The sequence below is a fragment of the Glutamicibacter creatinolyticus genome (assembly GCF_006094275.1).
Taxonomy (GTDB): Bacteria; Actinomycetota; Actinomycetes; order Actinomycetales; family Micrococcaceae; genus Glutamicibacter; species Glutamicibacter creatinolyticus.
Genome location: NZ_CP034412.1, coordinates 1,080,561 through 1,094,708, shown reverse-complemented (window position 1 = coordinate 1,094,708; position 14,148 = coordinate 1,080,561). Strand labels below are relative to the sequence as shown.

Genomic DNA, 14,148 nt, shown 5'->3' with positions numbered 1-14,148 from the left:
GCTTACTGGACAATCCCATACTTGTATTATCTGCCATTCACCCATGAAAAAGAACGGCACGACATCCAGGCAGCTGAGCAAGTGTCAGATGACGAGCCAATCGGCCCGGAGCTTTATGGCACCGGCGCTAGTACCGAAGATGGACAGTTCATCAGAAGAGGCTGGATTCGAAACAGCTACTAGTCACTGGTCTTGAAGGTGTCTGGCCTTGGAACACGCCCGGGCCAGACACACTTTATTGCCTATAGCCCTACCCCTGGCGGGGGGTGAAAAAAATCGCGCGGGAAGGGGCCCAAAAACCAGTCAAGGGCGGAAACCAGATGGTTTCCGCCCTCGAGCGTTGGTCGGGCTAGCGGGATTCGAACCCACGGCCTCCTGACCCCCAGTCAGGCGCGCTACCAAGCTGCGCCATAGCCCGAAATGCTTTCGCAGCCGTTCTCCCCCACTTCGAAAAGCGGCGGTGCCACCTGCGAAAAGCTCCTAGATAACCCTACACCACATTCGGGTGCGGGATCGAATCGAGGACTCTAGGACCTGCGCCCCCGGCGTTCGCGGATGCGCATCGAGACCTCGATCGGCGAACCTTCGAACCCGAAGGTTTCCCGCAGCCGGCGGGCGATGAACCGGCGGTAGCCCGGATCCAGGAAACCGGTGGTGAACAGCACGAAGCGCGGCGGACGCGAGGAGGCCTGGGTGCCGAACAGGATGCGCGGCTGCTTGCCCCCGCGCACCGGGTGCGGGTGGGCGGCCACCAGCTCGCCCAGGAAGGCGTTGAGCTTGCCGGTGGGGATGCGCTTGTCCCAGGACTCCAGCGCGGTGTTCAGCGCCGGGACCAGCTTGTCCTTGTGCCAGCCGGTCAGCGCGGAAATGTTCACCCGCGGTGCCCAGTCGATATGCGCAAGGTCACGCTCGATTTCCTGCTCCAGGTAGTGACGGCGGTCCTCATCGAGGTTGTCCCACTTGTTGAACACCACCACCATGGCCCGCCCGGCCTCGATCGCCATCTGGATGATGCGCACGTCCTGTTCGGAGACCACTTCGTCGGCGGCCAGCAGGATCACCGCGACCTCCGCCTTTTCCAGGGCGGCCTGGGTGCGCAGTGAGGCGTAGTAGTCCGACCCGACGGCCATGTGCTGGCGGCGGCGAATGCCGGCGGTGTCCACGAACCGCCACACATCCCCGCCCAGCTCGACCAGTTCGTCCACCGGGTCACGGGTGGTGCCGGCGTAGTTGTCCACCACGACGCGCTCGGCGCCGGCGAGCTTGTTCAGCAGCGAGCTCTTGCCTACGTTCGGCCGGCCGATCAGCGCGATGCGCCGCGGTCCGCCGCGCGGGATCACCCCGCCAAAGGCGGAGTACTGCGGCATCTTCTCCATCACCGCGTCCAGCAGGTCCGCGGTGCCGCGTCCGTGCAGGGCGGAGACCGGCCAGGGCTGGCCGAAGCCCAGGCCCCACAGCATCGCGGCCTCGGCCTCCTGGTTGAAGTCATCGACCTTGTTGGCCACCAGGAACACCGGCTTGCCCTTGCGGCGCAGCATCTTGACCACGGCCTCGTCGGTGGCGGTCGCCCCCACATGGGTGTCGACCACGAACAGGATCACGTCCGCGACGTCCGCGGCGATCTCGGCCTGCTCGGCGACCGAGGCGTGGATCCCCTTCGCGTCGTGCTCCCAGCCGCCGGTGTCCACCAGGGAGAAGGCGCGCCCCTCCCATTCGGCGTCGTAGGCCACCCGGTCCCGGGTCACCCCCGGCACGTCCTCCACGACCGCCTCGCGGCGCCCCAGGATGCGGTTGACCAGGGTCGATTTGCCCACGTTCGGGCGCCCGATGACGGCCAGCACCGGAGGGATGCCGATCTCGGCGTCCTCGTCTTCCTCCGTGCCCAGCCCGGCCAGCAGGGCCGCGTCCTCATCGTCCAGGTCGTATTCGGCCAGCCCGGCGCGCAGCGCTTCGGCCCGCTGTTCGGCTTCCTCGTCGCTGAGCGCGTCCAGCCGCTGGACGATGTCGTCGTCGCCGACCGGGATGTAGTCTTCGTCGGACAGGTGTTTCTCGCTCATGATCTTCCCTTTCAAGGCAATGAACGGCCAGCCGGTTGTCTCACGACAGCGGCCGGAAGGTCGGTTAAGTCTGTGTCGGGGCGCCGGTCTGCTGCGGCGGCCCCGCCGCCACCGGATGCCGGGCCCCGCAGCGGGGGTGCGGCCGGTGGGGCCGGCGGCGCCGTTGTGGCTAGTCTTCGCGTCCGAAGCCGGCCGCGTCAAGCACCGCGGCGACGGTCTGCTCGAAATCCAGGTCCGAGGAGTCCACGGTGATCACCCCGTCGGCGGCCTGGGTGAAGTTCACCACGGTGGAGTCCTTCTTGTCCCGGGCCAGCACCTGGGTGGCCAGCTGCTCCTGGCTCTGGGTGCCGCCCAGCTCCAGCCCACGCCGGCGCATCCGGGCCTCCTCGGAGGCGGTGAGCAGGATCCTGGCCGGGGCCTGCGGGGCGACCACGGTGGTGATGTCCCGGCCCTCGGCGACGATGCGCGGGTGGGCGGCGATGATCTCGCGCTGGCGGCGGACCAGTTCGGCGCGCGCGTCCAGGTTGGTTGCCACGGCCGAAACGTTTTCGGTGATGCGCGGTTCGCGGATCGCGGTGGTCACATCCTGCCCGGCGATCACCACCAGTTCGGCGTCCGGGTCGGTGGAGATCTGCAGGTCCGCCTCGCGCACCGCCTGGGCGACGGCGGCGTCGTCGGAAAGGTCCGCCCCGGAGGCCAGCACCGCGTAGGTCACCGCCCGGTACATGGCCCCGGTGTCCAGGTAGGCGGCCTTCAGGGTGCGGGCCACGGCCTTGGAGACCGAGGACTTGCCCGATCCGCTGGGCCCGTCGATCGCGATCACCAGGTGTTCGTTGCTGCTCACTGCACTACCTTCCATCCGTTGTGCGTCAATACGTTGATCAGTTCATCGCGCCGTCCCGGCAGCACCGAAACGTCCACCAGGCCCACCTGGTGTCCGGCGGAGTGCTCCATGCGCAGGTCCTCCAGGTTGATCCCGGCCGCCCCGATCTCGTTCAGCAGCTGGGCGATCTGCCCGGGCCGGTCATCGACCACGACGGTGACCAGCGCGAAGGCCTGCGGCGGGGCGCCGTGCTTGCCGGGGATGCGCGCATGCCCGGCGTTGCCCTCGGTCATCAGCTGGGACAGGTCCAGCAGCGCGCCGGGGCCCTGCGGGTTTTCCAGGGTGGTGATCAGCCGGTCCAGGTCATCCTTCATGGCCCCCAGGATCGGGATCAGCGCCTGGGCGTTGTGCGAGAAGATCTGGATCCACAGCTTCTCGTCGCTGGCGGCGATGCGGGTGGTGTCGCGCAGCCCGTTGCCGGCCAGCCCCAGCTGGTGGGCCGGGGCGTTGAGCAGCCGGGAGGCGATCATCGAGCTGGCGGCCTGCGGGAAGTGGCTGATCAGCGCGACCGACTCGTCGTGCTCGGTGGTGCCCATGCGGTGCATCACCGCGCCCAGGTCGATGGCCAGCGATTCGGCGGTCTTCACCGCGCGCGCCGAGCTGCCCGGGTGCGCGCAGATCACCCACGGCATGGAGGTGAACAGCGCGCCGCGGGCGGCGGCCGGACCGGACTTTTCCCGCCCGGCCATCGGGTGGGTGCCCACATAGCGGGAGCGGGCGGCCGCATCCAGGCGCGCATCGGCCTGCAGCGCGCGCAGGATCGAACCCTTCACGCTGGCGATGTCCACCACGACCGCCGTCGGGAACTCCAGCAGCGCCTGGGCCACCAGGTCCGCCGTGACATCCGGCGGCGCGCCGATAACCACCAGTTCCGGGGCGATGCGCTGCCCGGCCTGCAGGATGGTGCCCGCGCCGATGTCCTGGGCGACCCCGGCGGCCGAGGGGGAAATGTCGCGCAGGTAGACGCCCACGCCCTTGGCGCGCAGCCCCAACCCGACGCTGGTGCCCAGCAGCCCGGTTCCGATCACCAGCACCGGGCCGGCGAGATGCGAAGTGTTCATGTTCCTAGTTCCGCTTGTCCAATCCTGCCTGTGCATCCCGCCGGGCGGGCGCTGCCGGCCGGTGGGACGCCTCGAATCGTCCTAGAGCCCGACCATGGCCATCAGGTGGCCAACTTCCTGCTTGCCCAGCGGCCGGATGGTGCCCTGCTTCTGGTCCCCGAGCTGGATCGGGCCGATGGACACGCGCACCAGGCGCTGCACCGGGTGGCCGACCGCGTCGAACATCCGGCGCACGATCCGGTTGCGCCCGGAGTGCAGGGTGACCTCGACCATGACCCGGGTGGGGGTCATGTCGATGATGCGGAACTCGTCCACCGAGGCCCAGCCGTCCTCCAGCTTCACGCCCTCGCGCAGCTTGTTGCTCACGCCCTTGGCCAGCGGGCCGTCGACCTGCACCAGGTAGGTCTTGGGGACCTCGTACTTCGGGTGCTGCAGCCGGTTGGCCAGCTCCCCGTCGTTGGTCAGGATCAGCAGGCCCTCGGTCTTGTAGTCCAGCCGGCCCACATGGTAGAGCCGCTGGTTGGTGTGCTCGTTCTTGAAGTAGTCGCTGATGGTGCGGCGGCCCTCCGGGTCCTCCATGGTGGAGACCACGTGCTTGGGCTTGTTGAAGACGTAGTACTTGTGGGCGGTGTTCACCTGCACGCGCATCCCGTCGACGTGGATCACGTCGCGTTCCGGGTTCACCCGGGCACCGAGTTCGACCACCAGTTCCCCGTTGACCTCAACGCGGCCCTCGGTGATCATTTCCTCGCAGGCGCGGCGGGAGGCGACCCCGGCGTTGGCCATCACCTTCTGCAGGCGCACGCCCTCGGTGGATTCACCCTGGGCGGCGCGGCGGTTCTGCGCCTCGGCGCGGGCGGCGGCCCGGGCACGCTGGGTGGGACGGGCGTAGTCGCCCTTGATGGTGCGGTTGTACGGGTCCTTGCCGTAGGCGCGTTCGGCGTTCTTGCGCGGGGCGGCCGACTCGTTCTTGCTGCGTCCGGCCCCCTGCCGGGCTGCCGGCTTGCCGCCGGGCTTGCCGGAGGCGCCGGGCTTGCCGGAGAACTTGCCCCCGGAACGGGCGCCAAACTGGTTGCCGCCGGTCGGCTTGCCGCCGGACTGGGACCGGTTCCGGCCCCCACGCGGGTTGCGGGGGGTGGATGAACCCTTGTTCATGTCGAATCTTCCCTTTGCTCTTGCGTTGCACGTGCTGCTGCCCCGCCCAGGTGGCGGCGCATCGCGACCAGGGGCAACGGCACCGGGGCGTTGACCTAGTCGTCGAAGGTTGCCGAATCCAGCGATTCGAGGTCCGCGACACCGGGCAGGTGCGGGGACAGGGGCGGCAGCTCATCCAGGCTGGACAGGCCCAGCCGCTCCAGGAAGTACTCCGTGGTCTGGTAGAGCGCTGCTCCGCCGTCGCCCACTTCCGGATAGTGCGCGATCAACCCCCGGTTCAGCAGTGTGCGCACCACCGAGTCGACGTTGACCCCTCGAATCGCCGATATCCGTCCACGTGAGACCGGCTGTCGGTAGGCGATGACAGCCAGGGTTTCCAGGGCCGCCTGACTCAGGCGCGCTGTTTGCCCATCGAGAACATAGCTGGAGACGAAATCGGCATAATCGCGACGCGAATAGATGCGCCACCCGGAGGCGACGCGTCGAAGTTCGAATCCGCGCGGACGATCCCTACTATCATACTCGCTTGCCAGCGCCCGAAGGGCCTGAGTGATACGGATCTCCGAAACCTCGAAGATCTGCGCCAAACGCTGTTCTGACACGGGCTGATCGGCGACCATCAGCACCGCCTCCAGGCCCGCGGGCAGCCCCCCGGGCAGCTGGTCGATCGCGGCCGGCTCATCCATGGACCGGCTCCAGCGACTCCTGCGGCGCGCGCCCGGCACCACCGGCGGACGCGGCGTCATCGGGCATCGCGCCCTGGGCCGGCTTGGTGATTCCGGGCTTGGCGGCACCGGGTTTGGCGTTGTCCCCGGCTGCGGTGCCGGTGTAGTCATCCTCCATGGCCGCCGCGTCCAGCTCACCGTCCTGGGTCAGCTGCACCACCAGGGGCGCCAGCGGAGCCGGCTGCCGGAAGCTGATCGCCTTCTGCCGGAACATTTCCAGCAGCGCCAGAAAGCGCACCACGACCACCAGCTGGCTTTCGGCGTCGGCCACCAGCTGGGTGAAGTCCAGGCAGCCGCGCTCGGTGAGCATCCGGTGCATGGTCTCGGCTTCCTGGCCGATCGTGACATTCGCCCCGTGCAGGTGGGAGATCCCCACTTCGGTCTCCGGCTCGGGTTTCGGGGCCAGGCCCTGGCGGGCGATCTGGGCGAACTGCTGCGGGGTGATGTTGAAGATCAGCTCGGGCAGCAGCGCCGCGAATTGCGGCTCCAGGGGCACCTCGCGCGGAATGTGCGCGGATTCGGCGTCGTAGTGGTCGCCCAGCACCGCGGCCGCCTCCTTGAACGCCTTGTACTGCAGCAGCCGGGCGAAGAGCAGGTCCCGGGCCTCAAGCAGTTCGAAGTCCTCGTCGTCGGCCATTTCCCCGCGCGGCAGCAGCCGGGCGGCCTTCAGGTCCAGCAGCGTGGAGGCGACCACCAGAAATTCGGTGGTCTCATCCAGCATCTTCAGCCCGTCGCCGGGCTGGGCCTGCAGGGCGCGCAGGTAGGCGATGAATTCGTCGGTGACCTCGGCGAGCGCCACCTCGGTGATGTCCAGCTCGCGCTTGGTGATCAGGTGCAGCAGCACGTCGAACGGCCCGTTGAAGTTGGCCAGCTCCAGGTGGAACCCGCTGCCGCCGGCGGCGGGCTCCTGACTCCGCTCGTCGCCGGCTGGCGCATGCGTGAGCGTGGCGGTCATTACGGGGCGCCGCCGCGGTAGATCAGTTCCTTGGCCAGGTTGCGGTAGGACTCGGCGCCGGGGTGGTTCGAGGCGTAGGAGGTGATCGGTTCGGCGGCCACGTTCGCATCGGCGAACTTGATGGTGCGCTTGATCACGGTTTCAAACAGCTTCTCCCCGAACGCCTCGTCCAGCCGGCCGATGACCTCGCGGCTGTGCAGCGTGCGGGCGTCGTACATGGTGGCCAGCACCCCGTCGACCTCCAGCATCTGGTTCAGCCGGTCCTTGACCTTGTCGATGGTCTCCATCAGCAGCGCCACCGCACGCAGCGCAAAGAACTCGGCGGTCAGCGGGATGATCACCCCGTGCGCGGCGGTCAGCGCGTTGATGGTCAGCAGCCCCAGGGAGGGCTGGCAGTCGATGAGCACCACGTCGTAGTCGTCGATCACCTCGCGCAGCGCCCGTTCCAGGGCCTGCTCGCGGGCGACCTCGTTAACCAGCTGCACCTCGGCGGCGGACAGGTCGATGTTCGCCGGCAGCAGGTCGATGTTCGCCACCTCGGTGGTGCGGATCGCGTCGCGGATCCCGGTGTTGCGCTCCATCAGCACGTTGTAGACGGTCACGTCCAGCTCGTGCGGGTTCATCCCGAAGCCGGCCGACAGCGCACCCTGGGGGTCGAAGTCCACCAGCAGCACCTTGCGGCCGTATTCGGCCAGCGCCGCGGCCAGGTTAATGGTCGAGGTGGTCTTGCCCACCCCGCCCTTCTGGTTGACCATCGCGATGACCCGGGCCGGACCGTGCGACGGCAGCGGCTCGGGTTCGGGAAAATCGGTCAGCGGCTTGCCGGTGGGTCCCACCGGCTTTGGTTCCTTGAGCATTCCTGCCCCGCGGATCTTGCCCTGTTCCTCGCTCACGATTGGCGAACCACACTTCCCATTCGGATCGGTCATTTGCTTGTCTACAGGTTATCGCCCGACGTGGTGCATTTAGGGGAATTTCCCCTCTTGCACGGCGAGCCTTGACCTTGAACCTTAACTCAAATGCTGTATATACGCTGAAGATCCCAAAGAGCGGCGCTGCCCGGCGCCGCGGCGGGAGTCCGGCCGCAAACCCGCGCCCGGCCTCCCCGGTCCCTGCACGACCCGGCCCAGGTGGCCGGACCGGTTAAACGGAACAACGCCCCGGCCCAGGTGGCCGGACCGGTTAAACGGAACAACGCCCCGCCGGGTGGCGGGGCGTTGTCCGGGTGACGTCGAGCACCGGCATGGCGCCGGTCCCCATGGCGCCGGAGGCTTCATCCAGCGCTGCCCCTAGTGGGCGTCGGGGTTCAGGCTCAGCTCATCGAACGGACGCTGGCCCGAGAGCACTGCGCGGGCCTGCTGCGCGTCCAACTCGCCGGTCCACTTGCCGATCAGCAAGGTGGCCACGGCGTTGCCGGTGAAGTTGGTCAGCGCGCGGGCCTCGGACATGAACTTGTCGATGCCCACGATCACGCCCATGCCGCCCAGCAGTTCGGGCTTGTGCGCCTGCAGCCCGGCGGCCAGCGTGGCCAGCCCGGCACCGGTGACCCCGGCGGCGCCCTTGGAGGCGATGATCATGAACACCAGCAGGCCGATCTGCTGGCCCAGGCTCATCGGCATATCCATCGCGGTGGAGATGAACAACGCCGACATGGTCAGGTAGATGGCGGTGCCGTCCAGGTTGAAGGAGTATCCGGTCGGCACGGTGATGCCCACCACCGGCTTGGACACCCCGGCATGCTCCATCTTGGCGATCAGCCGCGGCAGGGCCGATTCGGAGGAGGAGGTGGAGAAGATCAGCAGGTACTCGCGGGCCAGGTACTTCAGCAGCGCGAAGATGTTCAGCCCGGTCACCAGGCGCAGCATGCTGCCCAGGATCACCACGATGAACAGCGCGCAGGTCAGGTAGAACGCGCCCATCAGGATGGCCATCGAACCGATCGCGGCCCACCCGGTGGCACCGACCACCGCGGCGATCGCACCAAAGGCGCCGATCGGGGCAGCCCACATGATCATCATCATGATGCGGAAGACCACCAGCTGGATGTTCTTGATCGCGGTGAGCACCGGCTCACCGCTCTTGCCCATGGACTGCAGTGCGAAGCCCACGAAGATGGCCAGCACCAGGGTGGGCAGCACCGGGATGTCCCCGGGGATCATGCCCAGCAGGAAGGCGACGGTCGGGTTCTCCCCGGCCGCGGTGCTCGGGTCGTAGGGCTTGAGCTCCAGGCCCTCACCGGGGTGGATGATGTTGCCCACCACCAGCCCGATCGCCAGCGCGAACGTGGACATCACCAGGAAGTAGATCATCGCCAGCCCGCCGACCTTGCCCACGGTCGCGGCCTTGGCGATCGAACCGATGCCCAGCACGATGGTGCAGAAGATCACCGGGGCGATGATCATCTTGATCAGCGCCACGAATCCGGTGCCCAGCGGCTTGAGCGCCTTGCCCAGCTCCGGGGCGATGAGCCCGACGGCGGCACCCAGCACCACGGCGGCGATCACCATGATGTACAGCCAGTGGGTGCGGTCCTTCTTCTTCGGGGGCGCGGAGTGCGCCTGCGGGGTTTCGTCGATGACAGCCATGTTCACTCCAGGATCTGCAAGGGTTTGCTCCACCGCCACGGCACTGTGGCCGGCGGAGGGAAGTTCGTCACATCCATGGTGCGCGGTACAGTGACGTCCGTCTCCCTTGTGTTCATATTGTTCACATCACGTTTGCCGGCGAACCCGCGCGGCGCTGGCGGCCAGGGTCCGCGCGGCGCGCGCGGCACGGCGTTTTCCGCCCACCCTGCGGCCCCGGGGGACCGGGTCCCGGGTGCGGGCCTTGAGGCGGTGGCGGTGCGCACGGCGTCTTGCATCCGCCCCGTCGGACGGCGCAATCTGTTCACAGACCGGTTTTCCCACGAAGAGGTGCCCATGCCCGCTGTCCCTGGCCTGCCGCGCGCCGCCGGCGACCTGCGCCGGCTCAACCGCGACGCGTGGACGTTCGCCGCCCGCATCTTCGCGGTGCAGATGCTGCTGGTGCTCATCGCGGTGCTGGCCCTGGCCTGGTTCGGCATCGCCCACCAGCGCACGGTGATCCTGCAGGACCGCCGTGACCTGGTCACCACGGTCTCCCTCTCCCTGGCCGGGGACCCGTTCGTGCGCAGCGAGCTGGCCGGAAAGGATCCGGCAACGCGGCTGCAGCCGTTCACCACCAGCGTGCTGGAGGAGACCAGCACCATCGACTTCATCACGATCATGACCCCCGAGGGGGTGCGCCTGACGCACCCCGATCCCCGGCAGCTGGGCGGCACCTACCTGGGCACCATCCCCACCGAGGCGCGCTCCCACGTCGAACAGTTCACCGGGACGCTGGGCCCCTCGGTGCGCGCGATCGCCCCGGTGAACGATGAGCAGGGCCGCACCCTGGGCTGGGTGGCGGTCGGGGTGACGGTGGCGAACCTGGAGAACACCTACCGCAGCCAGCTGCCCAAGCTGCTGGGGCCCAGCGCGGTGGTGCTGGCGCTGGGGGCGGCCAGCTCCTGGTGGTTCTCCAAGTACATCCAGCGCGCCACCCTGGGCTTTGGCCCGCACGGGATGCGCCGGCTCTACGCGTTCTACTTCTCCGCGCTGCATTCGGTGCGCGAGGGGCTGCTGCTGATGGACCGCACCCAACGGGTGGTGCTGTACAACGATGAGGCGGCCCGGCTGCTGGGCCTGCCCGCCACTCCCCCGCCCGACGGGTTTGGGATCGAGCAGCTGGGGGTGCCCGAAAGCCTGCGCGAGCTGCTCTCCAGCGCCCGCTCGGCGCGCGATGAGATCCACGTGACCGCCAGCAGCGTAGTCGCGGTCTCCAAGGTTTCGGCCCGGGCCACCCAGCCGGAGCTGTTGCGCCGGCGCCGGATGCTGCCGCTGCGCTGGCTGGCCACGACCCCGTTCACCGGCGTGGTGGTCACGCTGCGGGACCTGACCGAGGTGCAGGAGATGACCGGGGAGATCCAGTCGCTGAAGACCTTCGCCACCGCGCTGCGCGCCCAGACCCACGAACACGCCAACCGGCTGCACACGATCGCCACCCTGATCGAGAACGGCCGGGAGCAGCGGGCGCTGGACTTCGCGCTGGCCGACCGGCAGGGCTCCCAGGCGTTGACCGACCTGGTGGTGGGCAGCATCGACGACGCCTACCTCTCCAGCCTGCTGGTGGCCAAGGCCGCGCAGGCGCACGAGCGCGGGGTGCGTTTGGAGATCTCCGCCTCCGGCACCGTGCCGCCGGACTGCTTCAAGGCGACCGACCTGATCACGATCGTGGGCAACCTGCTGGATAACGCGCTGGATGTCTCGGTGGGCAGCGACGCCGCCACGGTCTGGGTGGAGGTGGTCGGGCTGCCCGATGAGCTGCTGATCTCGGTCGCGGACTCCGGGCCGGGCATCGAACCGGAATTCCTCAAGGACCTGATGCGCTTCGGGGTCAGCACCAAGGGCGGGCAGGTGCCGCGCGGTCTGGGGCTGGCGCTGGTGCAGCAGGCGGTGCTGCGCCTGGGCGGGAGCATCACGGTGGATAATGATGCCGGGGCGATCTTCACCGTCACCCTGCCGCTGCCCGCCGCCCACGGCGCCACGGGCACCGCGGGCACCGAAACGAGCACCGAACCGAGTACTAAGGACGAGCAATGAACCGCGCGCCTGGCGCACCGCAGGCCGAACGGGGCCTGAAGGTCCTGGTGGTGGACGATGAACCGGAAACCGCCGCAGCCCACCGCGACTTCATCGCCCGGGTGGACGGGTACTGGACCGGGGCGGTGGCCGGCAACGGGCAGCAGGCCCTGGCGCTGCTGGCCCAGGCCCGGGACGCGGCAGAACCCTACGACCTGGTGCTGCTGGACATGACGCTGCCGGATCTGCACGGGATCGACGTCGCCCGCCGGATCCGCGGGCAGGGGCTGACCGTGGGGATCATCGCGATCACCGCGGTGCGCGACCTGCAGGTGGTGCGTTCGGCGGTGGCCAGCGGGATCACCCAGTACCTGATCAAGCCGTTTTCCTTCGCGGCGTTCGCGGAGAAGCTGGCCAACCACCGCCAGTTCGTGGCCAGCATGCACTCCTCCGGGGCGGAGGCGACCCAGGCGAACATCGACCACGCGTTCTCCGCGCTGCGCACCAGCGAGCGCGCCCAGCAGCTGCCCAAGGGGCTGATCCGCCAGACCCTGGAGCAGATCAGCGGGTTCCTCGCCGGGCAGCGGGGCCGGGCCTATTCGGCCACCGAGCTGGCCGCGGCGCTGGGCATTTCCCGGGTGACCGCCCGGCGCTACCTGGAGCACCTGGCCGACACCGGCCAGCTGCTCAAGCAGCCGCGCCACGGCAGCCGCGGCCGGCCCGAATACGAGTACCGTTCGGCCTAGCCGCTCAGGCGGGGCCCTGGGGGCGCAGCAGCGGGATCAGCTCCTGGATGACCTGCGGGTCCTCGATCGTGGAGGGCACCTGGTAGTCCTGCCCGTCGGCGATCTGGCGCATGGTCTTGCGCAGGATCTTGCCCGAGCGGGTCTTGGGCAGCGCCGCGACGATCTTGACCTCCCGGAAGTCCGCGACCGGCCCGATCTGCCGGCGCACCATGTCCACCACTTCCCCGCGCAGCTGCTCGGCGCCGATCCCCGCCCCGGACTTGAGCACCACGTACCCGACCGGGCGCTGGCCCTTGAGCGGGTCGTTGACTCCGATGACCGCGCATTCGGCCACGGCCGGGTGGCTGGCCAGCACCTGCTCCATCGCCCCGGTGGACAGCCGGTGCCCGGACACGTTGATCACGTCATCGGTGCGCCCCATCACGAACAGGTACCCGTCCTGATCGATGTACCCCGAGTCCCCGGTCAGGTAGTAGCCGGGCTGCTGGGCCAGGTAGGTGTCGATGAAGCGCTGGTCGTTGCCCCACAGGGTGCTCAGCGCCCCGGGCGGCAGCGGCAGCTTGATCAGGATGTTGCCCTCCTGCCCGGCCTGCAGCGCCGCGCCCAGCCCGTCGCGGATCTGCACGTTGAACCCGGGCACCGGGGTGGAGGGCGAACCGGGCTTGCGTTCCATGGCCGCCAGCCCCAGCGGGTTCGCGGCGATCGGCCAGCCCGATTCGGTCTGCCACCAGTTGTCCACCACCGGGATGCCCAGCAGCCGCTGCGCATAGTGGTAGGTGTCCGGGTCCAGCCGCTCCCCGGCGACGAACAGGGCGCGCAGGCTGGACAGGTCGTGCCTGGTCAGCAGCCCGCCCTCCGGATCCGCCCGGCGGATCGCGCGCAGCGCGGTGGGGGCGGTGAACATGGTGGTGACCCGGTGCTGGGCGATGATCCGGCCAAACACCCCCGCGTCGGGGGTGCCCACCGGCTTGCCCTCGTAGAGCACCGTGGTCGCCCCGGCCAGCAGCGGGGCGTAGACGATGTAGGAGTGCCCGACCACCCAGCCCACGTCGGAGGCGGTGAACATCACGTCCCCGGGCTTCACGTCGAAGATCGCACCCATCGAATACGCCAGCGCGGTCGCGTACCCGCCGGTGTCCCGCACCACGCCCTTCGGCGCCCCGGTGGTGCCCGAGGTGTACAGCACGTACAGCGGGTGGGTGCTGGGCACCGGCACCGCCTCGGCCGGCGACGCGTCGGCGGCCAGGGTGTCCCAGTCCAGCCAGTTTTCCCCGCGCCAGGTGTACTCGGCCAGCTGGTGGGTGAAGCCCTCACGCTGGGCGACGATGACATCGCGCACGCTGCCCGGGGCCAGGTCCAGCGCCTCGGCCACCGCCGGCAGGTACTCCACCTTGCGGCTGGGTTCGATCCCTCCGCTGGCGGTGATCACCGCGACCGGGGTGGCGTCCTGGATCCGCGAGGCCAGCTCCCGCGGCGCGAACCCGCCAAAGACCACCGAGTGGATCGCCCCGATCCGGGCGCAGGCCAGCATCGCGATCACCGCCTGCGGGATCATCGGCAGGTAGATCAGCACCCGGTCCCCCACGCCGATCCCGCGGGCGGCGAGCACCCCGGCGAAGCCGGCGACCTCCTCCAGCAGCCGCGCGTAGCTGTAGGTCCGGGTGGTGCCCAGCATCGCCGAGTCGTAGATCAGTGCCGCGGCCTCCCCGCGCCCGGCCGCCACGTGCCGGTCCAGCGCGGAGACGGTCAGGTTCAGCATCCCGTCCGGGAACCAGGAGTACAGCGGGGCGCGGGAGTCATCCAGTGCCGTGCGCGGGGCGTGCCGCCAGTCGATGGCCGCGGCCTGCTGGAGCCAGAACGCCCCGGGGTCCTGGACCGCTGCGGCGTATGCCTGCCGGTATGCCTGTGCCATGCGTGCTCCTTGTGTGT

12 protein-coding genes and 1 tRNA gene are annotated in these 14,148 nt (G+C 69.0%); 3 read left to right on the top strand and 10 right to left on the bottom strand.

The features are described 5' to 3' along the window. The first annotated feature begins 21 nt into the window (after positions 1 to 21). Positions 22 to 183: a hypothetical protein gene (locus tag GcLGCM259_RS05015; protein WP_175419272.1), complete on the top strand. Its 162-nt coding sequence runs from the start codon at positions 22 to 24 to the stop codon at positions 181 to 183. A gap of 158 nt (positions 184 to 341) precedes the next feature. On the opposite strand, the gene GcLGCM259_RS05010 is transcribed toward GcLGCM259_RS05015, so the two are convergent. The 9 genes from GcLGCM259_RS05010 to GcLGCM259_RS04970 form a co-directional block, all read right to left on the bottom strand. Continuing rightward, positions 342 to 418 (bottom strand) — tRNA-Pro (locus GcLGCM259_RS05010). Between the two features lie 109 nt (positions 419 to 527). Beyond that, positions 528 to 2,057 carry a ribosome biogenesis GTPase Der gene (gene der, locus GcLGCM259_RS05005; RefSeq protein WP_138178459.1) on the bottom strand — a complete coding sequence of 510 codons (1,530 nt, stop codon included), beginning with the start codon at positions 2,055 to 2,057 and terminating at the stop codon, positions 528 to 530. A 169-nt stretch (positions 2,058 to 2,226) separates the two neighbouring features. Beyond that, positions 2,227 to 2,916, bottom strand: a complete 690-nt coding sequence (gene cmk, locus GcLGCM259_RS05000) for a (d)CMP kinase (protein WP_138178458.1) — start codon at positions 2,914 to 2,916, stop codon at positions 2,227 to 2,229. Continuing rightward, the gene (locus GcLGCM259_RS04995; protein WP_138178457.1) at positions 2,898 to 4,001 is read right to left on the bottom strand and encodes a prephenate dehydrogenase; all 1,104 of its coding nucleotides are present in this window, start codon (positions 3,999 to 4,001) and stop codon (positions 2,898 to 2,900) included. The genes cmk and GcLGCM259_RS04995 overlap by 19 nt, the downstream gene beginning before the upstream one ends. Positions 4,002 to 4,082: 81 nt before the next feature. After that, entirely contained in the window at positions 4,083 to 5,156 is a 1,074-nt protein-coding gene (locus tag GcLGCM259_RS04990; RefSeq protein ID WP_138178456.1) for a pseudouridine synthase, read from the bottom strand. 95 nt (positions 5,157 to 5,251) lie between these two features. Next, the gene (gene scpB / locus GcLGCM259_RS04985; RefSeq protein ID WP_138178455.1) at positions 5,252 to 5,842 is read right to left on the bottom strand and encodes an SMC-Scp complex subunit ScpB; all 591 of its coding nucleotides are present in this window, start codon (positions 5,840 to 5,842) and stop codon (positions 5,252 to 5,254) included. Then, on the bottom strand, positions 5,835 to 6,836 hold the full coding sequence (locus GcLGCM259_RS04980) for a segregation and condensation protein A (protein WP_138178454.1): 1,002 nt from the start codon (positions 6,834 to 6,836) through the stop codon (positions 5,835 to 5,837). The genes scpB and GcLGCM259_RS04980 overlap by 8 nt, the downstream gene beginning before the upstream one ends. Beyond that, the gene (locus GcLGCM259_RS04975; RefSeq protein WP_138178453.1) at positions 6,836 to 7,729 is read right to left on the bottom strand and encodes a ParA family protein; all 894 of its coding nucleotides are present in this window, start codon (positions 7,727 to 7,729) and stop codon (positions 6,836 to 6,838) included. Before GcLGCM259_RS04975 ends, GcLGCM259_RS04980 begins: the two co-directional genes overlap by 1 nt. A gap of 396 nt (positions 7,730 to 8,125) precedes the next feature. Then, a complete protein-coding gene (locus tag GcLGCM259_RS04970) occupies positions 8,126 to 9,421 on the bottom strand; it encodes a cation:dicarboxylate symporter family transporter (protein WP_171021281.1) in 1,296 nt (431 codons plus the stop codon). 333 nt (positions 9,422 to 9,754) lie between these two features. On the opposite strand from GcLGCM259_RS04970, the gene GcLGCM259_RS04965 reads away from it, so the two are divergent. After that, on the top strand, positions 9,755 to 11,494 hold the full coding sequence (locus GcLGCM259_RS04965) for a sensor histidine kinase (protein WP_138178452.1): 1,740 nt from the start codon (positions 9,755 to 9,757) through the stop codon (positions 11,492 to 11,494). Further along, a complete protein-coding gene (locus tag GcLGCM259_RS04960; RefSeq protein ID WP_138178451.1) occupies positions 11,491 to 12,219 on the top strand; it encodes a response regulator in 729 nt (242 codons plus the stop codon). The genes GcLGCM259_RS04965 and GcLGCM259_RS04960 overlap by 4 nt, the downstream gene beginning before the upstream one ends. Positions 12,220 to 12,223: 4 nt before the next feature. Here the strand turns inward: GcLGCM259_RS04960 and GcLGCM259_RS04955 are convergent, their stop codons facing one another. Continuing rightward, the gene (locus tag GcLGCM259_RS04955) at positions 12,224 to 14,131 is read right to left on the bottom strand and encodes an AMP-binding protein (protein ID WP_138178450.1); all 1,908 of its coding nucleotides are present in this window, start codon (positions 14,129 to 14,131) and stop codon (positions 12,224 to 12,226) included. Between the last annotated feature and the right edge of the window lie 17 nt (positions 14,132 to 14,148).

Coding starts and splice junctions, on each gene's coding strand:
- der (WP_138178459.1), bottom strand. CDS start 2,057: ATGAGCGAGAAACACCTGTCCGACGAAGACTACATCCCGGTCGGCGAC.
- cmk (WP_138178458.1), bottom strand. CDS start 2,916: ATGGAAGGTAGTGCAGTGAGCAGCAACGAACACCTGGTGATCGCGATC.
- GcLGCM259_RS04995 (WP_138178457.1), bottom strand. CDS start 4,001: ATGAACACTTCGCATCTCGCCGGCCCGGTGCTGGTGATCGGAACCGGG.
- GcLGCM259_RS04990 (WP_138178456.1), bottom strand. CDS start 5,156: ATGAACAAGGGTTCATCCACCCCCCGCAACCCGCGTGGGGGCCGGAAC.
- scpB (WP_138178455.1), bottom strand. CDS start 5,842: ATGGATGAGCCGGCCGCGATCGACCAGCTGCCCGGGGGGCTGCCCGCG.
- GcLGCM259_RS04980 (WP_138178454.1), bottom strand. CDS start 6,836: ATGACCGCCACGCTCACGCATGCGCCAGCCGGCGACGAGCGGAGTCAG.
- GcLGCM259_RS04970 (WP_171021281.1), bottom strand. CDS start 9,421: ATGGCTGTCATCGACGAAACCCCGCAGGCGCACTCCGCGCCCCCGAAG.
- GcLGCM259_RS04965 (WP_138178452.1), top strand. CDS start 9,755: ATGCCCGCTGTCCCTGGCCTGCCGCGCGCCGCCGGCGACCTGCGCCGG.
- GcLGCM259_RS04960 (WP_138178451.1), top strand. CDS start 11,491: ATGAACCGCGCGCCTGGCGCACCGCAGGCCGAACGGGGCCTGAAGGTC.
- GcLGCM259_RS04955 (WP_138178450.1), bottom strand. CDS start 14,131: ATGGCACAGGCATACCGGCAGGCATACGCCGCAGCGGTCCAGGACCCC.